Here is a 21,590-nt window from a genome sequence, read left to right as displayed (position 1 = left end):
ATGCAAAAGAAACTACTTCAAGTGAAAAACTTGCAAAAGTATTTTTTTCTAGGCAAAAATCAAGCCCTAAAAGCGGTAGACAATGTTTCATTTGATGTATACCAAGGGGAAACCTTTGGGCTGGTGGGAGAGTCAGGATGTGGTAAATCCACTACAGGAAGGACCATCATCGGACTTTATGGTAAAACGGCAGGCGAAGTGAACTTTAACGGAAAAGATGTTCATAAACTAACCGAAAAAGAGAAGTTTGCTTTCCACCGCAACATGCAAATGATCTTTCAAGACCCTTATGCATCGCTTAATCCGCGTTCAACTGTAAAAGAAATTATCTCCGAACCAATGGAAGTGCATGGCATCTACAAAAATAGCAAAGAACGCACAGAGCGTGTCTATCAGCTATTGGTAGATGTGGGGTTAAATCGGGAGCATGCGAACCGTTACCCGCATGAATTCAGCGGTGGACAAAGACAGCGAATCGGAATTGCACGGGCCCTTGCACTGGATCCAGATTTTATCATTGCGGATGAACCAATATCCGCTTTGGATGTATCCGTGCAAGCGCAAGTGGTGAACTTAATGAAACGTCTTCAGAAAGAAAAAGGATTAACTTACTTGTTCATTGCCCACGACCTTTCAATGGTTAAGCATATCAGTGACAGGATAGGGGTTATGTATCTTGGAAAAATGATGGAACTGACGGAAAGTAAGGCCCTTTATAAAAAGCCGTTGCACCCTTACACACAAGCCTTATTATCTGCCATCCCGATACCAGATCCAGATATAGAGGACAAACGGGAAAGGCAAATAGTTCAAGGGGAGATCCCAAGTCCGATTTATCCGCCAAGTGGCTGTGTCTTCCGCACCCGTTGTCCGCATGCAATGGAAGCATGCAGCCAATCGATTCCAGAGTGGCAGGAAGTAGAAGAACGTCATTATGTAGCCTGTCATTTATATAATGAAAAAATTGTCGGCCCAGATAAGGTAAGGGAAATGGTGGCAAGTGCGCATGATGGGAATTGAAACTAACCTACAACTATTGAAGGAACGTGTCCAAGCAGTGGTAGATTCGACTGCGGGACACGTTAGTTATGTGATAGAAGACGGCGGTGGCCAGCGTCTGGATAAAGATGCTTATGTTACAAAAAAAGCAGCCAGCCTAATTAAAATCCCAATTATGATGGCGGCTTTTAAACAGGTAGAAGCAGGCATTTTGAGTCTTTCTGATAGATATTCCATTGACACTAGAAATATTGTCAGTGGAGCAGGTGTCATTCAATTTATGGATGGTGACACAAGTTTTACGTTAGGAGAATTGTTGACGTTAATGATTATAGTATCCGATAATACCGCGACCAATAAGGTTATTGACATTATTGGGTGGAATGGTGTAAATGATTTCTGTAGAGAGCAGGGTTTAACGAATACAAAACTTGAGCGAAAAATGATGGATTTTAAAGCCACGGCTGCCGGTATAGAAAACAGGACAAGTGCCCTTGAAATGATAGAGTGTTTAAAGTATTTGCATATAGAAGACGCCGAGAGGGCTGTGTTTTCCGATGAGAGCAGACAAAAAATGCTGCGAATTCTTGGTGGTCAGCAGCTTCTAGATAAGCTTCCGTTTTACATGGACCTAGAATTAGTGGGAATTGCCAATAAGACCGGGGAGCTGCCCGGTGTGGAGCATGATTGCGGGATTGTTACCTATAAGGGCGAGAAACTTTTCGTAGCCGTTCTTATCGACGACTTGGTTGATAACTCCATTGGGAAAAGAGCGATACAGGAGATTGGCAAGGTAGTAGAGGAATATTTAGTGGAGACCGAAGCTTTTTGTTGAAAAGCAGGGGTCTTCATTTTTTTGAAAAAAAATAAAAAAACTTGCAGGAATATGTCAATCCGTGTAGAAAATTATAAAGGCAGACCTGTACCCCATCTTTTTTCTCTCTTTTCCTCAAGGCAAGAAAGCTCACTCACTCCCATCCAACAAACAAATCAACACAAAATGAGGTGACAAATGAATATTGAAAAAAAGTGTGAAGAGATCATTCGCCAAGCTATCCGTTTGCGTGTATCAGATATTCACATCAAACCACATGAAACGTCCGCCAAAGTACTTTTCCGTCTGGACCACTACCTCTACGATCAAGAAGATCTCCCACCAGAAATCTATGAACGGATATTATCACACCTTAAATTCCAAGCCGAAATGGACATAGGTGAAACAAGAAAGCCCCAAAATGGCGCATTAAACCTTTACATTGACTCCAAACCCATCAATCTACGACTCTCGACCTTGCCCACTGTTAACCAAGAAAGTCTTGTCATCCGAATCCTACCGCATGATGACAGCCAATTCCCTTTAAAACGTTTATCCCTGTTTCCGAACTCCACTAGAAAACTATTTTCCTTAATGAAGCACTCACATGGCCTTATTCTGTTCACTGGCCCGACCGGCTCTGGCAAAACCACCACTCTGTATTCGATTTTGGAAGAGTCAAAAGGGATGCTGCAACGAAATATTATAACGCTTGAGGATCCGGTGGAGCGGAGAAGTAGAAATGTGCTTCAGGTGCAGGTGAATGAAAAGGCAGGGATAACCTATGCAACAGGTTTGAAGGCCATTCTAAGACACGATCCGGATATTATCATGGTCGGGGAAATCAGGGATGAAGAAACGGCGAAGATTGCTATAAGGGCATCGCTGACGGGTCATTTAGTCTTAAGTACCTTGCATACGCGGGATGCAAAAGGGGCGGTACATCGGCTGTTGGAGTTTGGGGTCTCGCAACAAGAGTTGGAACAGACATTAATAGCAATTTCAGCGCAAAGGCTCGTGGAGTTGAAATGTCCTTATTGCCATGGGGAATGTACATCTTTCTGCAGAAAGTACAGGCAACATCGATTGGTCAGTGTATATGAACTTTTATATGGGCGGGAACTGTCCAAGGTGATGGAAGAGTGTAAAGGGGCAAAGGTGGAATTACACTATCCTACACTGAAGGAAGTAATTAAAAAGGGAATAGCTCTGGGCTTTATTCATCAAAGGGAATATGAAAAATGGGTGAACGATGGCAAAGGGCAATAGGGGTTGGCCGCTTAAAGTTCAGGAGGATTTCCTAAAAAGGATGGGAGACCTCTACACTAATGGCTATTCTTTATTAGAAGCATTGGAGTTGATGAGTATTCACTTCGAAGCGGAAAAGAAAAGAAGCTTGCTTGAGGCCATTGAGGAGCTGAAAAAAGGGTACAGTGTACATCAAGTTTTAGAAAGTCTGCATTTTAATCAGGATATATTGTCGTTGCTATTCTTTTCACAAAAGCACGGAAACCTAGGACAGGCATTTCGGACAGGGGGAGCACTGCTTGAGAGGAAAAGGTTCTATAGAGATAAGATTTTCTCCATTCTCAGGTATCCAATCATGCTTCTCTTCCTTGTAACGATCATGCTTGTTTTTGTTCAATTGGTGTTGTTGCCACAGTTTCATCTTCTCTTTTCCCAAATGAACATTTCTTTAAGTCCAATCATCTCCGTATTTTTCTTTCTCGTTGTTCAAATACCCATTTTACTATTGTGGTGTGTACTTGGGATCTTCGCAGCCTATTTATTTTATAAAATTTATGAAAGAAAATTGAATCCGTCTCAAAAGGTGGATTTGCTGTTGAAAATTCCTCTTGTTAAAACCTTTCTCTCCCTTCATTATTCCCATTACTTCACGCAACAATTAAGCAGCTTGCTATTAAGTGGATTAACGATTAATGAAGCCATAGCTGTGTTCGAGCAGCAACGTTATCATTCTTTTTTCCATTCTAAAGCAAAAGAATATCGTAAGTTTTTAGTGGAGGGGGAAAAGCTCGAAACATTGGTGGGAAGGGAGAAAGTGTTTGTAAAGGGGCTTGATGTAGTTATTGTACATGGACAAAAGAATGGGAAATTAGGTCAGGAATTGGAGCAATACAGCAAGTTACTGTTAGTGAAGATGCAGGAAAAAAGCGAAAAGCTACTGGGAAGAGTTCAGCCTGTTTTATTTTTAGGGATCGGTTCATTTGTTTTTGTGTTATATCTCTGTATCTTCATTCCAATGTTTCAATTACTAGGAGGGTTATAGATGAGAAAGCTATTAAAGGAAGAACGTGGTTTTACGTTGGTGGAAATGCTTTTAGTTATGTTGGTTATTACCGTGTTACTCTTAATCATGATTCCAAACGTGACAAAGAATTCTAGCATTATTGGGGATAAAGGATGTGAGGCGCTGCTTAGCATGGTGGACGCCCAGATTCAGACATACCGATTGGATAAGGGGAGCGAGCCGGCAACCATTGATGATTTGGACTCACCAGAATATCTTCAAGATCATTTCGATGAAGACGGAACTTTAAACTGTCCAAACGGAAGTACCGTTACGATTGTCAACAGCAAAGCGGAAGCTGATGTTGGTTTATAGACCTTTAGATTCCAAGGGATACTCCCTTTTGGAATCTATGCTGGTTCTTTCTCTCATCTCCATCATTCTATCGGTGACCATCCTTAATCTTAATGCGACCAACAAAAACATAATTGCAGAACAATTTAGCGATCAATTAAGCAATGATCTCTTGTTCGCCCAACAATATGCAATAAGTACGAAAACAAGTGTAAGTATTATTTTTACTCCACAAAATAACTATTACCGTATACGGCAAGGAACCTTCCAGATTAACGAAATGGTATATCGGGAATACCACCGTGATGTAAGAATAGATACACGCACGATGGGAGAAAGACTGATTTACAATGGAAATGGCAGCATTAATAAAGCTGGCGCAATCGGTATTTATGTGGACGAAATGGAAAGCTATCGATACGTTTTCACCTTAGGAAAAGGCCGTTTCTATGTGGAAAAGCTCTAAAGGATTTACATTAGTAGAGGTTTTAGGGGCTTTGGTAATTTGGATGGTCATTGCCTCCGTTCTGCTTCCTGGGTTGGTACGAATGAATCAGGAACGCAAGGGATTTATTCTCGATCAGCAAGCAAGGTTCCTTTTGACAATGGAATTGGAAGAAATACGTACAGGTGCCAAATTGTTTGAAGATAATATGGTAAACAGAAATGGCACCACCTATTCCCTGACATTGGTGGAAGAAACCGTTCCGCCAGTGCTGTGTGTGTCCTATATGAATTATAAATCGTTGGAGGAGGAAAGGTGTATTTATGTCCATCTTCCGTAAACATGACGGTTTTACCTTATTGGAGGTCTTGGTCAGTTTTTCAGTCATTCTTATTCTCACCGCGTTTTTCCCTCTTCTACTTAAAAATCTCTCGCTATTGACAGAAAAGGGCGATGGAATTCATCCTTTGGAGCTCGAGGTGTTTATTCAGCAGGCTACAAGGGAGGTTCGAAATGCAAAGAGAGTGTCGGTGGAGAGTAATGCGATGGTCATTATCAATCAAGACGATCAAAGAGTGACATATGAATTTTATCAAAAAAATGTCAGACGTAGAGTTAATGGAACTGGACACGAATTACTCTTGCATGGAGTAGAAAGTATTACTTTTAAAGAAGTGAATAATGGGGCTATAGTGAATGTAAAGGGGAAGGACGAAATAATCCATGAATTCAAATTGGGGGCAATCCGTACAAGCTGGACTTCGAAGTAAACAGAACAAAGGGTATATTTTTCCTGTCACACTTATCATAAGTGTAATAGTCTCCTCCTTTTTGCTTCATCAAATTGAAAACTACCGGCTGGAGAAAATGTTTTATCATGAATCGGATCAACAATTTGAGCTGGAAATCATGATGAAATTTGTATGGGACAAAGTGGAGGAACAGTTGAAAGAGGAGAGGGAGGAAATTATTTCGTCGTTTGAAATGCCAAGGGGAGAAGCTGCGGTAACTGTAAAGGAACTTGGAACAGAAAGGGAGATTGTCATTGTCTGCACAACCAGGATGGCGAGGGAGTACAAAGCAACCATCCTTTACGATATGGAAGAAAAGAAGGTACTCGGCTGGTATGAAACAATTAAATTAATCACATAAAATCACCATCCCATTGTCCCAATCATATAAATGTACCGTGTAACAAAGGAGGTAAATACCCAATGAATCAAGCGGACAATGGGATGCCCATTCAATATATGGTGATAGAACCCTATGTATACCATACTTTAAGAAGTATCGTTGGCACCGAAGTGGTCATTGAAACAACGCGAGGATCAATAAGAGGTAACCTGAAGGATGTTAAACCAGATCATGTTGTGTTAGTTGCTGGAGATTCGAGCTTTTTCATTCGAACTGCAGAAGTTATCTGGGTTATGCCTGATAACTAAGAGGAAAACTAGTCAGAAGTGTCTCCTATTGATGGAGGCACTTTTTTGTAGTTTTTAAATACATAATACTGTTTTTGTAGTTCTATGAAGACCTCTTTAGCGAGGAAATGGGAGTAGAAAGGTCTTCATCAGGTATATGAAGACATCTCTTGCGGGGAAATGGGAGTAGAAAGGTCTTCATGAGGTGTATGAAGACATCTCTGTCGGGAAAATGGAGGGAGAAAGGTCTTCATTCGATTCATGAAGACGTCTTTATCGTAGAAAATCAGTCAAGGATGTCTTCATTAGTTTATCTCAAGGAAAAGTGCAGCCATTTAGAAAATGACAGTGGCGACTTACCAAACAACTAAAGGTTTTTAGCTCTAAAAGGACCGGCTAGGTATTGCCTAGTTTTTCTTAAAGTGGAGGGAGAGGGAGCTTTGCCCTATAATAATAAAATAAAGAGGCATCCAAAAAGAAAGAGAGGCATGGAACATGAAAAGCATCTATCTTACAGGATTTATGGGAGCGGGGAAAACAACCATCGGACAGGCGTTGGCAACCAACCTGAGTCTCGATGTCGTTGATACAGACACACTGATTGAACAGAATATGAAGTTGCAAATTAAGGATATCTTCGAGCAATATGGAGAGAGTTTTTTTCGGGAGCTGGAAACAAAGACCCTTCAAGAACTACCCGTGAATGATACCCTAGTGACAACTGGTGGAGGAATAGTAACAACTCAAAATAACATTGATTGGATGAAAGAGAACGGCTGTATGATTTTTCTTTACGCAGACCCGGAAGTTATTTGGGAGCGTTTGGAAAATGATACGACCAGGCCCCTTATAAAACAGAAAAAGAAAGAAGAAATCATAGAGCTTTTTGACACACGTTTACCTCTTTATAAACAAGCGCACATCACGGTGGATACAACCGGGCTGGACTTGGAATCTGCTGCAGAGGCCGTACATAACGCGATTAAAATATGGAGTAACCGTCAACACTAGAGATAAAAGAATCTCTTGGGTGGTGGACTAAATGAAAACAAATGATTATGTGAAATATGTGACACAGCAGCTTGTCACCTACATGGATCAGCCGAAAGAAGTAAAGCGTGAGCAAAGGCAACTGAAAAAGCAAGAGCGTTCGCCCATCGCCTTTCAGCTCTTCGGTGTGATTCCTTATGCAATCATGATGCTTTTTAAAAAGAAAAAAAGTGGAGTATGAGTCAAAAGTATTGCCAAGGTTTTGTTTTTTATGCTACAATCTCATCGGACAGTTAAGAAGCGTTCAACTAAATGTTCATGCAAATGCTTTCAACATAGATAAGAACTTTACGTGTTACTGATACGATCAGGCATGAGTGAAGAGGTTTTGATCCATACTAAGGGGACGAGTGTACCCTTTTATATAGACAAGCCCTCACTCATGCCTTTTTCTATATTTTTTCCTACATATTCACCGCGATTACTGGTGAAAGCTACAGGGTATAGGAATAAAGGGAACAAAGTTCTTTTAGTTGAATAGTTTCTAAAGTAAAAAATACACATATCCTAAAGGAGTTTGATTACAATGGCAGAAAAAACATTTAAAGTAACAGCAGATTCAGGAATTCACGCACGTCCGGCTACTCAATTGGTACAAACTGCAGGTAAATTCGATGCAGACGTAAACCTTGAGTACAACGGTAAATCTGTTAACTTGAAATCCATCATGGGTGTAATGTCTCTTGGAATTCCTCAAGGTGCGGAAATTAAAATTGTTGCAGAAGGTTCTGATGAGAGTGAGGCAATTTCTGCAATTGAAGAAACTTTGAAATCAGAAGGGTTAGGGGAATAATGTCAAACACGATTCAAGGTATCCCTGCTTCTAGCGGGATTGCGATTGCGAAAGCATATCGTCTTGAAAACCCAGAACTATCTGTGGACAAGAAGACGATCGACAATGCCCAAGCGGAAGTGGAAAGATTTGAAAAAGCAGTAGAAATCTCTAAAAGCGAATTGGAAAAAATCAAGGAACACGCACATAAAGAGCTTGGAGCAGACAAGGCTGAAATCTTTTCTGCACACCTTCTTGTATTGAGTGACCCTGAACTTATAAATCCAATTAAAGAAAAAATTAAAAGCGACAGTGTAAATGCTGAGTATGCTTTGGATGAAACAGCAGGAATGTTCATCAATATGTTTGAACAAATGGATAACGAGTACATGAAGGAGCGTGCAGCGGATATCCGCGACGTGACCAAACGTGTACTAGCTCACCTTTTAGGTGTGACAGTTTCCAATCCTGCACTTATTTCAGAAGAAGTTGTTATCATTGCAGAAGATTTAACTCCTTCTGACACTGCTCAACTTAATCGTCAATATGTAAAAGCATTTACAACTGATATCGGTGGACGTACGTCTCACTCGGCGATCATGGCTCGTTCGATGGAAATTCCAGCAGTAGTTGGAACAAAGAACGTCATGGAAACTATTCAAAATGACACAATGGTCATCATTGATGGTTTAGACGGGGTGGTAATCGTCGATCCGACAGAAGAAGAAATTGCTTCTTACAAAGAAAAGCAAGAGAAGTACGAAGAGCAGAAAAAAGAGTGGGCTAAGCTTGTCAACGAGAAAAGTCTTTCTTCTGACGGACAAGAAGTCGAGCTTGCTGCAAACATCGGTACTCCAAAAGATGTGAAAGGCGTTCTTGCCAATGGCGGAGAAGGTGTCGGTCTTTACCGTACCGAATTCCTTTACATGGGCAGAACGGAACTTCCGACAGAGGACGAGCAGTACAAAGCCTATAAAGAGGTTCTTGAAAGCATGGAAGGCAAACCTGTTGTTGTCCGTACATTGGACATCGGCGGAGATAAGGAACTTCCTTATTTAAACCTTCCAAAAGAAATGAACCCGTTCCTAGGTTTCCGTGCGATTCGCCTTTGCTTAGAGGAACAGGATATTTTCCGTACACAGCTTCGTGCATTATTGCGTGCTAGCTCTTATGGAAACCTGAAAATCATGTTCCCGATGATCGCAACATTGGACGAGTTCCGCCAAGCAAAAGCAATTCTTTTAGAAGAAAAAGAAGCGCTTGTGAAGAATGGTATAACTGTAAACGAAAATATCGAGATCGGTATCATGGTGGAAATCCCATCAACAGCGGTTATGGCTGATATTTTCGCGAAGGAAGTAGACTTCTTCAGCATCGGAACAAACGACTTGATTCAATACACAATGGCAGCGGACCGTATGAACGAGCAGGTTTCCTACCTGTATCAACCATACAACCCGGCAATCTTGCGCCTAGTAGATAATGTCATCCAAGCTGCACACAAAAACGGCAAATGGGCCGGCATGTGTGGAGAAATGGCTGGCGACCCAATCGCAATCCCAATCCTTCTAGGACTTGGACTGGACGAGTTCAGTATGAGCGCGACATCCATCCTTCCTGCAAGAAGCCAACTGCGCGGCATCTCTAAAGAGGAAGCTGCTTCCTACCGTGAAGAGATCCTTGGCATGAGCACAGCAGAAGAAGTTGTAGAATTTGTGAAAGAGAAGTTTAATGTGTGATTTTGGAGGCCGACTTTCCTTTTAGGGGGAGTTGGTTTTTTTTATGAGCTTAGTGAGGTGATTCGAAAAACTCACAATAACGCTTGAAAAAGTCACAATAAGCTTCGGAAAACTCACAATAACCTCAGGGGCCATTTAAGTACCCCTCCAAAAGTTAATAAATCTCCCCAATCCAATACCGCGGCATCCTATGATACAATATCCTCATCAACCAAAAGGAGGAAATACATAGTGATACAAGAAAAATTGACCAAATACGCAGAGCTTGCGCTAAAAGTTGGGATCAACCTGCAAGAAAACCAGCCGCTTGTCATCAATGCCCCAATAGCAGCAGCCCCATTTGTAAGAGAAGTTGCCAAAATTGCGTACAAGCTAGGCGCCAAATACGTACATACCGAATGGAACGACGAGCAACTAACGAAAATTACATATGAAACAGCCTCCACAGAATCTCTCAGTCATGTCCGAGAGTGGAAAGTAAAAGGAATGGAGGAAATGGCAGAAGAAGGTGCAGCATTTATGTCGATTGTTGCTTCCAACCCAGATCTTCTTAAAGACGTCGATCCAGAGCGGGTGTCCATTTCTAACAAAGCTCAGGCCAAAGCAATGCAGAACTACCGAAAATACATTCAAACTGCGAAAGTCAGCTGGGCGATTGTTTCCGTGCCGTCTCAAGAATGGGCAGCGAAACTTTACCCGGACAGATCTCCAGAAGATCAGGTTGCAAGCCTATGGGAAAACATTTTCCAAGTAACACGTGTCAATGAAAACGACCCTGTTGAAGCGTGGAATAAACACATAAAAACTTTGCAAGAAAAGCTACAAATCCTTAACTCCAAAAAGTACAAAAAACTTCATTACAAAGCGCCAGGGACAGACCTGACAATCGAACTTCCAAACGAACAGGTTTGGCTAGGCGGTGGAATGAACAACGATCAAGGTACTTATTTCGTTCCGAACCTTCCAACAGAAGAAGTGTTTACGGCACCTGTGAAGACCGGAGTTAACGGAGTCGTATCTTCCACTAAGCCGTTAAACCTGAACGGAAACCTGGTAGATAACTTCAGCCTTACATTTAAAGAAGGCAAAGTGGTGGAGTTTTCGGCTGAGCAAGGATATGAAGTGTTGAAAAAGCTTTTAGAAACGGATGAAGGAGCACTTCACTTAGGGGAAGTTGCGCTTGTCCCACATAGCTCACCAGTATCCAAGCAGGAAGTGATTTTCTATAACACACTTTTTGATGAAAATGCTTCCTGCCACTTGGCGCTAGGTTCAGCTTATCCGATCAATATTGAAGACGGAGCAAAGATGAGCAAAGAGGAGCTAGAATCAAAAGGGGTCAACACAAGTATGATTCACGTCGATTTTATGATTGGTTCGGAAGAGATGAGCATTGAAGGAGAAACGGAAGCTGGAGTAAAAGAAACAATAATGACAGATGGCGAATGGGTTATCTAAAAATAGAGCAGGAGAATTTCTTTTCTAAAAAGAAGTTCACCTGCTTTTTCTTTTGGTAAAATAAAGAAAGAATTTCCAAACTTTCCAAAGAGAAGTGTCGTCTAACTTTTATTAATGAAAGAATGGAAGAGAGGGTGATGGCAGCCTTGGAAGAACCTTTGCATGATGTTATTGACCATAAGGAAATACACTTGGAAAGTGTGATGAATCAATTCGGAAGTGATATTGTTAAGCTGGCCTATTCTTATGTCAAGGATTTTAATATAGCTGAAGATATTTCGCAGGAGGTATTTGTAACCTATTTTAATCAGCTGGATAACTTTCGTCGTGAGTGCAGTGTGAAAACCTATCTTTACAGAATCACCATTAATAAATGTAAGGATTATTTGAAAAGTTGGAACTATAGAAAAGTGCAAATTTCTGAAATGTTTGGAAGGGTGATTGCGGACCATACAAGTACACCTGAACAAACATTTTTAGAAAAAGAGAATATTACTGATTTGGCGGATTTGGTGTTAGCACTACCATTAAAATATAGAGAAGTCGTTTTCCTCTTTTATTATGAGGAACTTAGCTTGAAGGAAATAAGCAGTTTTCTTCATACCAACCTCAGTACTGTTAAGACCAGACTGACTAGAGGGAAAGAGCTATTGCGAGTTCACTATACGGATGGAGGTAGGGATAATGATTGAACAAGAGTTGAAGCAACTTAGAAAAAAGATGGAAACGACTGTATTTCAATATGCCGCATTTTCAGAAGAACGTAAACAAAGTGTATTAAAAAATATTAAGAAGAATCCTTCCAAAAAAAAGCCTGACTTTCTTTCAATGGGATTAGCGATGTCGCTCTCTATCTCTTTATTGTTAGTGATACTTATTTTTATGCCTCTATTCGAACCGACCTCTTCGGTACTTACCGATTCAATTACTTCACCCGATATTGAAAGAGTAGTGTACGAGGATGACATGATTTTATATGAATGGCGTAGTGATTCCATGGATAGGGGAGATCACCATTTCTATAAAGATCTGCTTGTCATCGATCCGGACTTTTATGAAGAAAATAGCGTGAACCGTGGAGATGCAGTGTATTATACGTATCCTGAAGAAATGAAAAACGATTCGAGTATGGTTGATAAGTACAATGAACCGAAAAGTATTTCAAGAATTGTGGGGTTGCCCGGAGAAACAATTTACTTAAAAGATGCTCAGGTTTATATAGATGACAAGAAATTAGATGCATTTTATGGCAGAGGTCTGGATAATGTTTATAATCGTCCTTTATTCGAGGATGCGAAAGAATATGATACAGAAAAATACACCATTCCTGAGGGTCATGTCTTCTTATTGGGGGATGCCTGGTGGAGAAGCTTTGATAGCAGAAATTTCGGAGCGGTTCCGATTGAAAATATAAACGGGAAGGTTTTAGGCTATCGAAAGTGGAAGTAATAGTATGGACTTTAGACGGGGGATACAGAAATGAAAAAAGGGCTATTATTGTTCTTGATTTGCTTCACGGTAGCTACCTCAACTAGTTATGCGCTAAGTTGGGCATACAAGTTTGTTGTATGGGAAGGTGGAGTGTATGAAGTAACAGAGGAATTCATGGCTGCTTCAGACATAGGAGAAAAGATTGGCGAGGTAAAACGGATGGCTGATGATAGGACAGGAGCCTATTATGGCGACGCCTCAAACTATTATGAAAAAGGTACAAGGTATTACGCCATTAAAGGAATCGACTCTGGTACTGCCATCGCAGTCGAAGAGCAACAAGACATGTGGGTTAAAGCAGTGTACCTTCATGAAGCACCTTTTCATTGGACTGATATTCTTCCATATATTTTGATGGGGATTGCGGCTTTTTTCCTTTTTATTGTCTTATCCTTAAGGTACGCAAGCAAGAAAGAGCCCCGTGACCAATAACAGGGCCATCCATAAATTTTTAATTATTCTTCGACTTATACGTATAAGGTGGAAAGCTCACCACAGGCTCCTTTTCTTTCCTTATATTTTTTGTAAAAGCTGAACTGATATTGACATTACTGTCCACAAGCTGTCTTGGCGTCAATGCCATCCACTGGGCCAGGGATACGTCTTCAAATCGGTCACTTTTGAACATTTCGAGAAACCATAATGTTTCATCGCCTGTGTTCTGAATATAATGCCCGGTTGCAAATGGGACGTAGCCGACATCGCCTGCCATATAATCAAAGGTTCTGGCTGTTCCGTCTCCAAGAAAGACGGTCATGCGGGCTTTGCCGGTAAGGTAATACTGCCACTCATCATTGTTTGGGTGCCAGTGGAGTTCTCGCATGCCACCAGGCTTCACTTCCACGAGGGCGGCGGCAACGGTTTTGGATATTTTGAAAACGGTAGAGTCAACAATGCGAACAGAGCCGCCTGAAAATTCTAGTGGGGGCTGTTTCAACATTTCAAATTTAAATGGCAGCGGAACCTTTCCATTTGGTGACTGAACTGTTTGTGTTTCAAGAGGTCCTGGAACCTCGCTTTGATAGATATATAGTTGTCCTTTTGGTCGGTCATCAAATGTGCTCGCTGGAACTCCAAAGTTAGCAGACAACACTTCTTTTGGGGTATGGGCGAACCAATCGGAAATGGAAAGGGTACTCAAATCGGAAAAATCGCCAGAGTCAAAAACCAGTAAGAATTCACAAAGTTCCAATCCTTGAATGGAATGGGGAATGCCAGGTGGGAAATACCACAAGTCACCAGGTCCGACATCGGCAATGAAATTCCTACCGTCCTGGTCTACAGCTGTAATACGGGCCCTACCGAGAATCATATAGGACCATTCTGCCTCTTTGTGCCAATGGAGCTCCCTCACACCACCGGCGGTCAGACTCATATTTACACCTGCCAGAGTAGTGGCGATGGGAAGCTCTCTGATCGTTATTTCCCTGGACCATCCACCATGTTTAAGAATCATAGAAGTATCGGAGAAAGAGAAACGCAAATTCGGAACAATTCCGGCATCCGTCTTGGGCGGCACGAGAAGATCAGGATTTTGTAAATCTCTCAGGACGTTACGGGGTCCGAGGTCCAATGCTCCTGCCCCGTCGCTTCTGATGGGTTGGGGAATTCGTTTGTCTATTTTATCATCAGTCATCTAGATCACCCTTCATTAAAAAATAATGGGGAAATACACACTATTCTATTGGTATGAACAAAACTAAAAAATAGAAGAGGGACAAGATTATGAAAATCACACTAAGACAAATTACAGCTGAAAATTGGCAAAAAGCAATTCAACTAAAAGTTTCAGAGGACCAAAAAGACTTCGTGGCTTCCAACCTGTACTCCCTTGCCCAGGTACAATTTTTGACGGATTTTAAAGCGATGGGAGTATATGCGGAAGAGGAGATGGTGGGTTTTGCAATGTATGGGATTGATCCGGATGACGGAAATTACTGGATATACCGGTTAATGATCGACGAAAAATTTCAAAGGAAAGGATTTGGTAGAGCAGCCCTTGATAAGGTGTTGAAAGACATAAGAAATATAAATTCCAGTGCTATTCCGTATGTCGTGCATGGCTTTGAACCAACAAACCACGTAGCGAAAAAGATGTATAAGGACGCTGGTTTTGTAGAAACGGAGATTGCTTCGTGGGGGGAGCAGCTTGCTAGGCTGGAGCTTCAATCATCAGAAGAGAGTACGAATGACAATGTCGTATTTGCATCAAACAATCATTTGGCACATTACACCGAAATGGCGTTAGACCTCTGGCCAGAAAGCACGGAGGAGGAATTACATGAGTCATTTCGTGAAATTATGGCTTCCAACCGGGACAAAGTTTTATTTTACCGCATAGGTAATGAATTTGTTTCGTTCATTCATCTATCTATACGGGTGGATTATGTGGAGGGTACAGAATCATCTCCAACAGGTTATATTGAAGGGGTATATGTGAAACCGGAGTTTAGGAGAAAAGGATACTCTGCAAAGCTGGTAGAAGTAGGGGAAGAATGGTTAAAAAAGAACGGCTGCAAGCAAATCGGTTCGGACATCCATTTGGACAACCATGTTAGCTATTATTTCCACATTGGGATGGGATTTAAGGAATCAAGTAGATTAATTGCATTTATTAAGAAAATAAAGGGGTAGGGGTATGAATCAACTATTGGAAAGTAATCGAAAAAGCTGGGACAAGGTCGCCCATTATTTCAACGGGGTGGACGCCCTTCCTAGTTACGGACCTTTTACTCAAACGGAAGATGAACTGAAGCTTTTGGATGATTTGCAAAATAAAAAGGTCTTGGATATTGGTTTTGGCAGTGGTCATTCTTTAAAATATATGGCGGAGGAAAAAGGCGCAACTGAACTATGGGGAGTGGACCTTTCCACCGAGCAGAAACTAGCGGCAGAAAAGACTCTTCAAGGGCTGGAACCCCGCTTATTTTGTGCGCCGATGGAACAAGAGATTGACCTTCCAAAAGATTATTTTGATTGTGTTTATTCTATTTATGCGTTAGGCTGGACAACGGATTTAAAGGCAACATTGAAGCTGATCCATTCTTATTTAAAACAAGGAGGCAGCTTCGTATTTAGTTGGGATCATCCTTTATATGCTCATATTAGTAGCGAGAAGGGCGTTATAACTTTAAATGGGTCCTACCAGCAAGAAGGTCTGCACACCTTTGAAAAATTCAAAGGAGAAAATGCACCGATGACCATACACACTAGAAAACTGGCAACCTACATAAATGAACTGATTCAAGCAGGCTTTATCATTGAGAAGGTAGTGGAAAGTGATGAGGGAGCCCATTTTAAAGATGAGGACGCTCCGGTATCTGACCAGTACTATTCTCTTTACAAAACTCGCAGATTTCCTTCAACATTAATTATTAAAGCCAGAAAATAAGGGGGATTAGAGATGTTTTTCATTAATGTAGAAGGTGCTGTGTACAGAGGGAACAAATGGTTGATGATAGAGCGCAGTCACAAGGAGGAGCATGCGGCGAGGATGCTTTCCTTTGTTGGCGGGACGGTTGACCCTGAAGGTGCTTCTTCTAATATTTTGGAACGGACTTTGAGACGTGAGTTAATGGAGGAAGTGGGTATCAGCGTTCATGATAACATGACGTATGTCCGAAATACTTCTTTTGTTCTACCGGATGGTCGGGAAGTTGTAGACATTGTATTCCTATGTGAATGGCAGAGTGGCGAGCCCTATTCGAAGAGTCCGGATGAGGTGGAGGCTGTTCATTGGATGACGACCGAAGAAATAATCAATCATCCTCAAACGGAAGCCTATTTACATGACAATATTAGAGAAGCGGATCGATTAAGAAACCTGCCAAAACAAAGCACAAATGAACAGGAAATCCATCGTTCACGCTGATAGGATAGACATAAGGAGTGAGGCATTATGGCGATGGTAGAGTCGATTCAGCGTGCAATTGAATATATGGAAAAGAATCTGACAGAAGATATAACAATTGAGGATATTGCTAGATATGCAAATGTTTCTTCCTTTCATTTTCAACGTACATTCGGTTTGTTGACAGATACGTCGGTTGCAGAATATTTGAGAAGAAGAAGGTTGACGCTTGCTGCACAGGAATTGCTTACAACGGACAATAAGATCATCGATATCGCCTGGAAATATGGTTACGACACTCCCGAGGCTTTCACAAAGGCATTCCGCAGGCAACACGGCACTTCTCCAACTGAAGTGCGGAGGCATGAAGGGAAGCTGCAAACTTATAACCGCCTGGTGATCCAGGTGACATTGGAAGGGGCAGAACCGATGAAGTATAGTGTAGTGAACAAAGAGGCATTTACAGTAGCCGGGAAAAAACGAAGATTTTCTTGTGCAAATGATGAGCAATCCAGAGAGATACCGAAGTTTTGGCAGGACGTGAATGCAGAAGGTTTTACAGATAAGCTCTTTACATTAAATAATGGAGCCATTAAAGGTGTTCTTGGTGTATGTGAAGGAACCACGGAAGAAATGAAATCAGAACAAGTAATGGATTACTGGGTGGCTACAGCGATTGATGGTGATATTCCGGAAGAGTTGGAAAAGTTAGAGATACCTGCTTCAAAATGGGTCGTCTTCGAAGTGCATGGCCCGATGCCCCATGCCATGCAGGATACTTGGAAGCGCATCTTCTCAGAATGGTTCCCCTCCAACAGCTACGAGCATTCTGGTGCACCGGATTTTGAGTTGTACACAGACGAGGATCCATCGAGCCCAGACCTTTACTCAGAGATATGGATACCGATAAAATAAATAGTAGAGTGTCCACCTTGATGTGATGAGGTGGACTCTTATTTTTTTGAAAACAGAGAGGAGATATTAGAATGGAAGATTATATTGCTAATGCGCACAAATTGAGCAGTCTTCATAAAAAAGAATTAGTAAAGGATAAGAAATGCGGGTGTTTTTTCTGTCTGGAAATTTACAGTCCTTCTCTTATAAAGGAATGGGTTGATCAGGGTCAAACGGCTATATGTCCCCATTGTGGCATTGATTCTGTTATTGGAGAAAGTTCGGGTTATCCCATAACAAGAGAGTTTTTGGAGAAAATGAATCAAGTTTGGTTTTGATATTTAAGGGTCTAGAGATGCCAGAAAAAGCGGTATGCCTTATAGTCTGGCATCTAATGAGCGGAACGGTGCCAAAATAAAAAGAATTCCTCGAACTTTGGCATCTATGAGACCGAACGGCGCCAGAGTGAGCATTCCTCCATGAACTCTGGCATCTAAGAAGCCGAACGGCGCCAAAATAAGCAGTCCCCCAAGAACTTTGGCATCTAAGAAGCCGAACAATGCCAAAAAAATTATAAACCTGCCCACAGCGCATCACCACCTTATAATCCCACTCAGACTGGATACACTGTAGAAATAATACCAGCTTTATGTTCTTAAAAAAGAACAACACACTTGCTTAATAGCGAATAAACAAGGTATAATTGTTCTTACTAAAGAACGAAATCGTTGTGGAGGTGTGCTATGGTCAAAAAGCTATTGATCGCGTTGTTGCTATTAAACATCTTTGACGGAGTTGCCACATATTTTGGCCTGCACTTCCAGTTAATTAACGAAGGCAACCCGCTGATGAAATCCCTCTATGAAACAAGCCCAGCCTTATTTTTACTCATAAAACTAGGCATCTCCATACTTCTATTGTTCTTCATAAAAAATAACTTGAAACTTAAATCAACCATTCTTAAAGTTGTCTGCCTAACCGCCGTTTGTGTCTACAGCATGGTCAGTTTCCTACATATGTACTGGATTTACTACTATATCACTTAAAAAAACATACACAATGGCAGTCTTCATCTGCCACTGTGTATGTTTTGGATAAAAGATGGACCCAAATAGAAAAGGCCGCCATTTATAATTGATACATGAATTTTAGGCTCATATTGCTCTTGAAGAGCCTTCATCTCGGTTTCATAAGACTCCGGTTTTTCTTCATCATCCTCATAAAAATGCTTCAAAAGCTGAAGATCTTGATCCCATCTTTTTCTCGCATCTTCTGCCCACTGATGATCTTCACTTGCGATAAATCCATTTACATAATGCTCAAGCCTTGAAAGTCCGCTCGCTGGCTTGATGATTGGGGTCATGGTGAAACAAAAATCAGGAATCTTCGGTGTCAGATTAATCTTTTCTACTTCTTCTTGAAAATTTTCCAAGATCGACCCTGTAATCAAGTGAATTCCAAGAGACATAATGACATCCTTCTTCCGGTCACACTGATAGCTCACTTTCATATTTACGTTCAGCCACGGGTGAAGAGGAAGATGACCCCCACCGGTATGAGAAGGAATATTTTCATACAATCGTATATAACCTGCAAGACTTTTAGTGGATTCAAAAATTTGATGCATCCTAGGAGAGCCAAAATGAACATGATCTCCTTTAAGGTCTTCAGGTGCTTTGTTGCTGTCTGTAATTAATGTCATCTTCATTGGATTAGGTATACCGCCTGTTTTTTCGAGGTAATGCCAATAGAAAGGGCGGTTCATCAGTTCTTTGTCCATATCAATGGTCAATTGCACGGCAAGATGGCTGTTCGTGTTCTCGACAATTTCACAGCTATTGGCTGTAAAATAGCGCTCCAAAAACCTATGAATTTCCCGCTGCTGCATGTGGTCCGTCCTCCTTTTTCATCTGATCGGCAAATTCAATAATAGAGGAGAGGTTCTCCATCTTTATCTTCATTTCACCCTCTGATTTAGAATGAAGCATAATGTCTTGAATATGCTCTTCTAGATTCTTGATTTCCATCTTCGTCAAGATATCGTCAAGCTCCCCAATGACTCGTTCAAAGAGATTGATTTTTTCATAAAGCAGCTTCAGAATATGCTCCTCGACGGTGTTATTTGTAGCAAAGTTATAGATATTCACATCACGCTCTTGTCCAAGCCTGTGAATTCGACCAATTCGCTGCTCAAGTCTCATCGGATTCCAGGGAAGGTCGAAATTTATAATATGGTTACAGAACTGGAGGTTGATCCCCTCGCCTCCTGCTTCAGTAGCAATAAGGACCTGAACATGGTTTTTAAACAATTCCCTCATCCAATCCTTTTTGCCTCGCTTGAACCCGCCGCGGAAGGGAACAGAAGTAATGCCATTTTGCTTTAAGAACCATTGTAAATACATCTGTGTTGCTCTGTATTCGGTGAAAATAATGACCTTATCTTTGACTTTTTGGATCAGCTCTAACACTTTCTCGGCTTTAGAGTTTCGTCCAACCAAATCAATTTTCTCGAAAATTTTCAAAAGGCCCTGTGAAGGCTGATAATGTGGATTTTCCTGTTGCTTACGCTCAATCATATTTTTAACAGTGTAATAAACAGCTTCTCTGCTGCTGCAAGCTTCGCGTTGCAAGGTCATGATGGAGAACTGGCTAGTAATCGGTACGTAAGGGTCTGACTTTAGCTCATTGATGGCATCATAAAGATCCTGTTCCTCTTTTGAAAATTCAATGATACAAGACTCTACATTTCGTTTTGGCCAATCGATTCCTGTATCCCCGCGCCTGTTTCGAATCATCACTTTATTGACAAGTTCTTTTAAATAATCATCGTTCTCAAGCTTTCGGTTTTTCGCACGAAACACCTCGGTGAAATTGCTCTCGCTGCCAAGATGACCCGGTTTAAGGAGGGATACAAGGTTGAAAATCTCTTCCACTTTATTTTGAATAGGAGTGGCTGTTAACAACAGGCAAAACTTCTTCTTTAAATTCTGGACAAATTCATAGTTTTTGGTTTTATTATTTTTCAGTTTATGAGCCTCATCAATAATCACCATGTCATATTCCAAGCTATTGATGATCTCACGATGAGGGCTTCTTTTTGCTGTATCAATAGAAGAAACTACTACGTCACATTGCTCCCATACATAACTTTTTTTCTGACCGATAGCAGGGATATAGAATTTTTGATTCAGTTCAATTGCCCATTGAGAAACCAGGGAAGCTGGAACTAAAATCAAAACCTTCTTCACTAGTCCGCGAATCATATATTCTTTAAGAATCAGACCTGCTTCAATGGTTTTACCAAGCCCCACCTCATCGGCAAGTATCGCTTTTCCGTTCATCTCTTCCACCACGTTTCTGGCTACTTCCAACTGGTGGGGTAGTGGAGTAAGTTGTGGCAGATGGGAAGGAGCAAGCAATCCTTCAAATTCTGGGATGCTAAGATGGTTCTCCACTTCTAATGCAAGTTTGAATAGTTCGTAATTAGCCCAAGGACCATCATCTTCCATACGTTTAAGCAGTTCGTCCTGCCATTCCTGGTCAAAAACAATCTCTACATTCATTGTTGTGCATCCTTTCTGAATTATCCAATTTATAGTATGTTGAAAAAGGATAGCGTTTTCATTAGAAAATATTGATAATCTACTTGTTTAAACACGAACGTTTAGCTATATAAAAATAATAATAATAAGTGTTTTTATATTGCCAGAATCCTTTGTCTAATGGTAGGATAATAGTGAGCTTTTTAAGGCGGTTTGCCTGGCAATATGAACATGAATGTTGTAGCTTCCTATTAGTATGACCATGTTTAGAGAAAATATTATATTGCGAATGAGAACAAGGGGAGAGACTGCCCATAAAGATGCGGCAGCGCCGAAGGAGCAAGCAGAATGACTGTGAATCTCTCAGGCAAAAAGACTCTTGTTGGACGCAACTCTGGAGAGTGTTTATTCTTATTTTAGAATAAACCACCAAAGGGGAAAGCCTTATACATAAGGTAAACTTTCAGGTGCAAAGGACAGAGAACTCTTTTTTGAAAAAGGAGTTTCTCT

Annotated in this window: 29 protein-coding genes, 1 pseudogene and 2 riboswitches; of the genes and pseudogenes, 26 read left to right on the top strand and 4 right to left on the bottom strand. The window is 41.1% G+C overall.

The window, feature by feature from the left end; all coding sequences use genetic code 11:
• The 19 genes from B4U37_RS14795 (at position 1) to B4U37_RS14710 (ending at position 13,226) form a co-directional block, all read left to right on the top strand.
• A complete protein-coding gene (locus B4U37_RS14795) occupies positions 1-1,020 on the top strand; it encodes an ABC transporter ATP-binding protein (protein WP_088018835.1) in 1,020 nt (339 codons plus the stop codon).
• Positions 1,007-1,834, top strand: a complete 828-nt coding sequence (locus tag B4U37_RS14790) for a serine hydrolase (protein ID WP_010194637.1) — start codon at positions 1,007-1,009, stop codon at positions 1,832-1,834. Before B4U37_RS14795 ends, B4U37_RS14790 begins: the two co-directional genes overlap by 14 nt.
• Positions 1,835-2,011: 177 nt before the next feature.
• Entirely contained in the window at positions 2,012-3,082 is a 1,071-nt protein-coding gene (comGA, locus tag B4U37_RS14785) for a competence type IV pilus ATPase ComGA (RefSeq protein ID WP_010194640.1), read from the top strand.
• Positions 3,066-4,103 carry a competence type IV pilus assembly protein ComGB gene (gene comGB / locus B4U37_RS14780; RefSeq protein ID WP_088018834.1) on the top strand — a complete coding sequence of 346 codons (1,038 nt, stop codon included), beginning with the start codon at positions 3,066-3,068 and terminating at the stop codon, positions 4,101-4,103. Before comGA ends, comGB begins: the two co-directional genes overlap by 17 nt.
• Positions 4,104-4,439, top strand: a complete 336-nt coding sequence (comGC, locus tag B4U37_RS14775) for a competence type IV pilus major pilin ComGC (protein ID WP_088018833.1) — start codon at positions 4,104-4,106, stop codon at positions 4,437-4,439.
• Positions 4,440-4,476: 37 nt separating this feature from the next.
• Positions 4,477-4,884, top strand: coding sequence for a competence type IV pilus minor pilin ComGD (gene comGD / locus B4U37_RS14770; protein WP_244951537.1), 408 nt, complete (start codon positions 4,477-4,479; stop codon positions 4,882-4,884).
• Positions 4,868-5,203 (top strand): type II secretion system protein, encoded by a 336-nt coding sequence (locus tag B4U37_RS14765; protein WP_088018831.1) that lies wholly within the window; start codon positions 4,868-4,870, stop codon positions 5,201-5,203. The genes comGD and B4U37_RS14765 overlap by 17 nt, the downstream gene beginning before the upstream one ends.
• Positions 5,187-5,633 carry a competence type IV pilus minor pilin ComGF gene (gene comGF, locus B4U37_RS14760; protein WP_010194648.1) on the top strand — a complete coding sequence of 149 codons (447 nt, stop codon included), beginning with the start codon at positions 5,187-5,189 and terminating at the stop codon, positions 5,631-5,633. Before B4U37_RS14765 ends, comGF begins: the two co-directional genes overlap by 17 nt.
• The gene (gene comGG / locus B4U37_RS14755; RefSeq protein WP_010194650.1) at positions 5,587-6,015 is read left to right on the top strand and encodes a competence type IV pilus minor pilin ComGG; all 429 of its coding nucleotides are present in this window, start codon (positions 5,587-5,589) and stop codon (positions 6,013-6,015) included. Before comGF ends, comGG begins: the two co-directional genes overlap by 47 nt.
• Before the next feature lie 62 nt (positions 6,016-6,077).
• The gene (locus B4U37_RS14750) at positions 6,078-6,305 is read left to right on the top strand and encodes a YuzF family protein (RefSeq protein ID WP_010194653.1); all 228 of its coding nucleotides are present in this window, start codon (positions 6,078-6,080) and stop codon (positions 6,303-6,305) included.
• 188 nt (positions 6,306-6,493) lie between these two features.
• A complete protein-coding gene (locus B4U37_RS22040) occupies positions 6,494-6,655 on the top strand; it encodes a hypothetical protein (RefSeq protein ID WP_157663799.1) in 162 nt (53 codons plus the stop codon).
• A 124-nt stretch (positions 6,656-6,779) separates the two neighbouring features.
• On the top strand, positions 6,780-7,295 hold the full coding sequence (locus B4U37_RS14745) for a shikimate kinase (protein WP_088018830.1): 516 nt from the start codon (positions 6,780-6,782) through the stop codon (positions 7,293-7,295).
• 31 nt (positions 7,296-7,326) lie between these two features.
• Positions 7,327-7,515 carry a YqzE family protein gene (locus B4U37_RS14740; protein WP_010194662.1) on the top strand — a complete coding sequence of 63 codons (189 nt, stop codon included), beginning with the start codon at positions 7,327-7,329 and terminating at the stop codon, positions 7,513-7,515.
• Positions 7,516-7,860: 345 nt separating this feature from the next.
• Complete coding sequence (locus B4U37_RS14735) at positions 7,861-8,127, top strand: phosphocarrier protein HPr (RefSeq protein WP_010194663.1); 267 nt, start codon at positions 7,861-7,863, stop codon at positions 8,125-8,127.
• The gene (ptsP, locus tag B4U37_RS14730) at positions 8,127-9,845 is read left to right on the top strand and encodes a phosphoenolpyruvate--protein phosphotransferase (RefSeq protein ID WP_088018829.1); all 1,719 of its coding nucleotides are present in this window, start codon (positions 8,127-8,129) and stop codon (positions 9,843-9,845) included. The genes B4U37_RS14735 and ptsP overlap by 1 nt, the downstream gene beginning before the upstream one ends.
• 228 nt (positions 9,846-10,073) lie before the next feature.
• Positions 10,074-11,303, top strand: coding sequence for an aminopeptidase (locus tag B4U37_RS14725; RefSeq protein ID WP_088018828.1), 1,230 nt, complete (start codon positions 10,074-10,076; stop codon positions 11,301-11,303).
• Between the two features lie 137 nt (positions 11,304-11,440).
• On the top strand, positions 11,441-11,995 hold the full coding sequence (locus B4U37_RS14720) for a sigma-70 family RNA polymerase sigma factor (RefSeq protein ID WP_157663798.1): 555 nt from the start codon (positions 11,441-11,443) through the stop codon (positions 11,993-11,995).
• On the top strand, positions 11,988-12,752 hold the full coding sequence (lepB, locus tag B4U37_RS14715) for a signal peptidase I (protein ID WP_010194670.1): 765 nt from the start codon (positions 11,988-11,990) through the stop codon (positions 12,750-12,752). The genes B4U37_RS14720 and lepB overlap by 8 nt, the downstream gene beginning before the upstream one ends.
• Positions 12,753-12,782: 30 nt before the next feature.
• Positions 12,783-13,226, top strand: a complete 444-nt coding sequence (locus B4U37_RS14710; protein WP_010194671.1) for a hypothetical protein — start codon at positions 12,783-12,785, stop codon at positions 13,224-13,226.
• 19 nt (positions 13,227-13,245) lie between these two features.
• Here B4U37_RS14710 and B4U37_RS14705 read toward each other — a convergent pair whose 3' ends face one another.
• Entirely contained in the window at positions 13,246-14,430 is a 1,185-nt protein-coding gene (locus B4U37_RS14705; protein ID WP_010194673.1) for an oxalate decarboxylase family bicupin, read from the bottom strand.
• 86 nt (positions 14,431-14,516) lie between these two features.
• Here B4U37_RS14705 and B4U37_RS22390 point away from each other — a divergent pair.
• The 6 genes and pseudogenes from B4U37_RS22390 to B4U37_RS14680 form a co-directional block, all read left to right on the top strand.
• Positions 14,517-14,960, top strand: a pseudogene (locus B4U37_RS22390) (GNAT family N-acetyltransferase); the annotation flags it as partial.
• A 72-nt stretch (positions 14,961-15,032) separates the two neighbouring features.
• Positions 15,033-15,428 (top strand): aminoglycoside 6'-N-acetyltransferase, encoded by a 396-nt coding sequence (aac(6'), locus tag B4U37_RS22385; protein ID WP_234946561.1) that lies wholly within the window; start codon positions 15,033-15,035, stop codon positions 15,426-15,428.
• Positions 15,429-15,432: 4 nt separating this feature from the next.
• Entirely contained in the window at positions 15,433-16,185 is a 753-nt protein-coding gene (locus B4U37_RS14695; protein ID WP_010194678.1) for a class I SAM-dependent methyltransferase, read from the top strand.
• 12 nt (positions 16,186-16,197) lie between these two features.
• Entirely contained in the window at positions 16,198-16,665 is a 468-nt protein-coding gene (locus B4U37_RS14690) for an NUDIX hydrolase (RefSeq protein WP_010194680.1), read from the top strand.
• Positions 16,666-16,692: 27 nt separating this feature from the next.
• Entirely contained in the window at positions 16,693-17,559 is an 867-nt protein-coding gene (locus tag B4U37_RS14685; RefSeq protein ID WP_088018826.1) for an AraC family transcriptional regulator, read from the top strand.
• Between the two features lie 71 nt (positions 17,560-17,630).
• Complete coding sequence (locus B4U37_RS14680; RefSeq protein WP_010194693.1) at positions 17,631-17,876, top strand: hypothetical protein; 246 nt, start codon at positions 17,631-17,633, stop codon at positions 17,874-17,876.
• Positions 17,877-17,915: 39 nt separating this feature from the next.
• On the opposite strand, the gene B4U37_RS14675 is transcribed toward B4U37_RS14680, so the two are convergent.
• Positions 17,916-18,125: a hypothetical protein gene (locus B4U37_RS14675; RefSeq protein WP_088018825.1), complete on the bottom strand. Its 210-nt coding sequence runs from the start codon at positions 18,123-18,125 to the stop codon at positions 17,916-17,918.
• A gap of 156 nt (positions 18,126-18,281) precedes the next feature.
• Here B4U37_RS14675 and B4U37_RS14670 point away from each other — a divergent pair, with 156 nt between their 5' ends.
• Positions 18,282-18,584 carry a DUF5658 family protein gene (locus B4U37_RS14670; protein ID WP_010194694.1) on the top strand — a complete coding sequence of 101 codons (303 nt, stop codon included), beginning with the start codon at positions 18,282-18,284 and terminating at the stop codon, positions 18,582-18,584.
• 23 nt (positions 18,585-18,607) lie between these two features.
• Here B4U37_RS14670 and B4U37_RS14665 read toward each other — a convergent pair whose 3' ends face one another.
• Positions 18,608-19,426 (bottom strand): YqhG family protein, encoded by an 819-nt coding sequence (locus tag B4U37_RS14665; RefSeq protein WP_010194695.1) that lies wholly within the window; start codon positions 19,424-19,426, stop codon positions 18,608-18,610.
• The gene (locus tag B4U37_RS14660) at positions 19,404-21,101 is read right to left on the bottom strand and encodes a DEAD/DEAH box helicase (protein WP_010194699.1); all 1,698 of its coding nucleotides are present in this window, start codon (positions 21,099-21,101) and stop codon (positions 19,404-19,406) included. The genes B4U37_RS14665 and B4U37_RS14660 overlap by 23 nt, the downstream gene beginning before the upstream one ends.
• 268 nt (positions 21,102-21,369) lie before the next feature.
• Positions 21,370-21,469, top strand: a riboswitch (glycine riboswitch).
• 3 nt (positions 21,470-21,472) lie between these two features.
• Positions 21,473-21,562, top strand: a riboswitch (glycine riboswitch).
• Positions 21,563-21,590 lie beyond the last annotated feature (28 nt).

The sequence above is a fragment of the Sutcliffiella horikoshii genome, from assembly GCF_002157855.1.
GTDB classification, from domain to species: domain Bacteria; phylum Bacillota; class Bacilli; order Bacillales; family Bacillaceae_I; genus Sutcliffiella_A; species Sutcliffiella_A horikoshii_C.
Note: the sequence above shows the minus strand (reverse complement) of the source record. Positions and strands in the feature narration are given on the sequence as shown.

What these genes read in the sequence shown, in the direction of transcription:
- B4U37_RS14665 (WP_010194695.1), bottom strand. Translation starts at nt 19,426, where the DNA reads ATGCAGCAGCGGGAAATTCATAGGTTTTTGGAGCGCTATTTTACAGCC.
- lepB (WP_010194670.1), top strand. Translation starts at nt 11,988, where the DNA reads ATGATTGAACAAGAGTTGAAGCAACTTAGAAAAAAGATGGAAACGACT.
- B4U37_RS14740 (WP_010194662.1), top strand. Translation starts at nt 7,327, where the DNA reads ATGAAAACAAATGATTATGTGAAATATGTGACACAGCAGCTTGTCACC.
- B4U37_RS22040 (WP_157663799.1), top strand. Translation starts at nt 6,494, where the DNA reads ATGAAGACATCTCTGTCGGGAAAATGGAGGGAGAAAGGTCTTCATTCG.
- comGF (WP_010194648.1), top strand. Translation starts at nt 5,187, where the DNA reads ATGTCCATCTTCCGTAAACATGACGGTTTTACCTTATTGGAGGTCTTG.
- comGB (WP_088018834.1), top strand. Translation starts at nt 3,066, where the DNA reads ATGGCAAAGGGCAATAGGGGTTGGCCGCTTAAAGTTCAGGAGGATTTC.
- B4U37_RS14750 (WP_010194653.1), top strand. Translation starts at nt 6,078, where the DNA reads ATGAATCAAGCGGACAATGGGATGCCCATTCAATATATGGTGATAGAA.
- B4U37_RS14765 (WP_088018831.1), top strand. Translation starts at nt 4,868, where the DNA reads ATGTGGAAAAGCTCTAAAGGATTTACATTAGTAGAGGTTTTAGGGGCT.
- B4U37_RS14680 (WP_010194693.1), top strand. Translation starts at nt 17,631, where the DNA reads ATGGAAGATTATATTGCTAATGCGCACAAATTGAGCAGTCTTCATAAA.
- B4U37_RS14720 (WP_157663798.1), top strand. Translation starts at nt 11,441, where the DNA reads ATGGCAGCCTTGGAAGAACCTTTGCATGATGTTATTGACCATAAGGAA.
- ptsP (WP_088018829.1), top strand. Translation starts at nt 8,127, where the DNA reads ATGTCAAACACGATTCAAGGTATCCCTGCTTCTAGCGGGATTGCGATT.
- comGD (WP_244951537.1), top strand. Translation starts at nt 4,477, where the DNA reads ATGCTGGTTCTTTCTCTCATCTCCATCATTCTATCGGTGACCATCCTT.
- B4U37_RS14745 (WP_088018830.1), top strand. Translation starts at nt 6,780, where the DNA reads ATGAAAAGCATCTATCTTACAGGATTTATGGGAGCGGGGAAAACAACC.
- B4U37_RS14660 (WP_010194699.1), bottom strand. Translation starts at nt 21,101, where the DNA reads ATGAATGTAGAGATTGTTTTTGACCAGGAATGGCAGGACGAACTGCTT.
- comGG (WP_010194650.1), top strand. Translation starts at nt 5,587, where the DNA reads ATGAATTCAAATTGGGGGCAATCCGTACAAGCTGGACTTCGAAGTAAA.
- B4U37_RS14670 (WP_010194694.1), top strand. Translation starts at nt 18,282, where the DNA reads ATGGTCAAAAAGCTATTGATCGCGTTGTTGCTATTAAACATCTTTGAC.
- B4U37_RS14705 (WP_010194673.1), bottom strand. Translation starts at nt 14,430, where the DNA reads ATGACTGATGATAAAATAGACAAACGAATTCCCCAACCCATCAGAAGC.
- B4U37_RS14695 (WP_010194678.1), top strand. Translation starts at nt 15,433, where the DNA reads ATGAATCAACTATTGGAAAGTAATCGAAAAAGCTGGGACAAGGTCGCC.
- B4U37_RS14735 (WP_010194663.1), top strand. Translation starts at nt 7,861, where the DNA reads ATGGCAGAAAAAACATTTAAAGTAACAGCAGATTCAGGAATTCACGCA.
- B4U37_RS14685 (WP_088018826.1), top strand. Translation starts at nt 16,693, where the DNA reads ATGGCGATGGTAGAGTCGATTCAGCGTGCAATTGAATATATGGAAAAG.
- B4U37_RS14710 (WP_010194671.1), top strand. Translation starts at nt 12,783, where the DNA reads ATGAAAAAAGGGCTATTATTGTTCTTGATTTGCTTCACGGTAGCTACC.
- comGA (WP_010194640.1), top strand. Translation starts at nt 2,012, where the DNA reads ATGAATATTGAAAAAAAGTGTGAAGAGATCATTCGCCAAGCTATCCGT.
- B4U37_RS14790 (WP_010194637.1), top strand. Translation starts at nt 1,007, where the DNA reads ATGATGGGAATTGAAACTAACCTACAACTATTGAAGGAACGTGTCCAA.
- B4U37_RS14690 (WP_010194680.1), top strand. Translation starts at nt 16,198, where the DNA reads ATGTTTTTCATTAATGTAGAAGGTGCTGTGTACAGAGGGAACAAATGG.
- B4U37_RS14795 (WP_088018835.1), top strand. Translation starts at nt 1, where the DNA reads ATGCAAAAGAAACTACTTCAAGTGAAAAACTTGCAAAAGTATTTTTTT.
- comGC (WP_088018833.1), top strand. Translation starts at nt 4,104, where the DNA reads ATGAGAAAGCTATTAAAGGAAGAACGTGGTTTTACGTTGGTGGAAATG.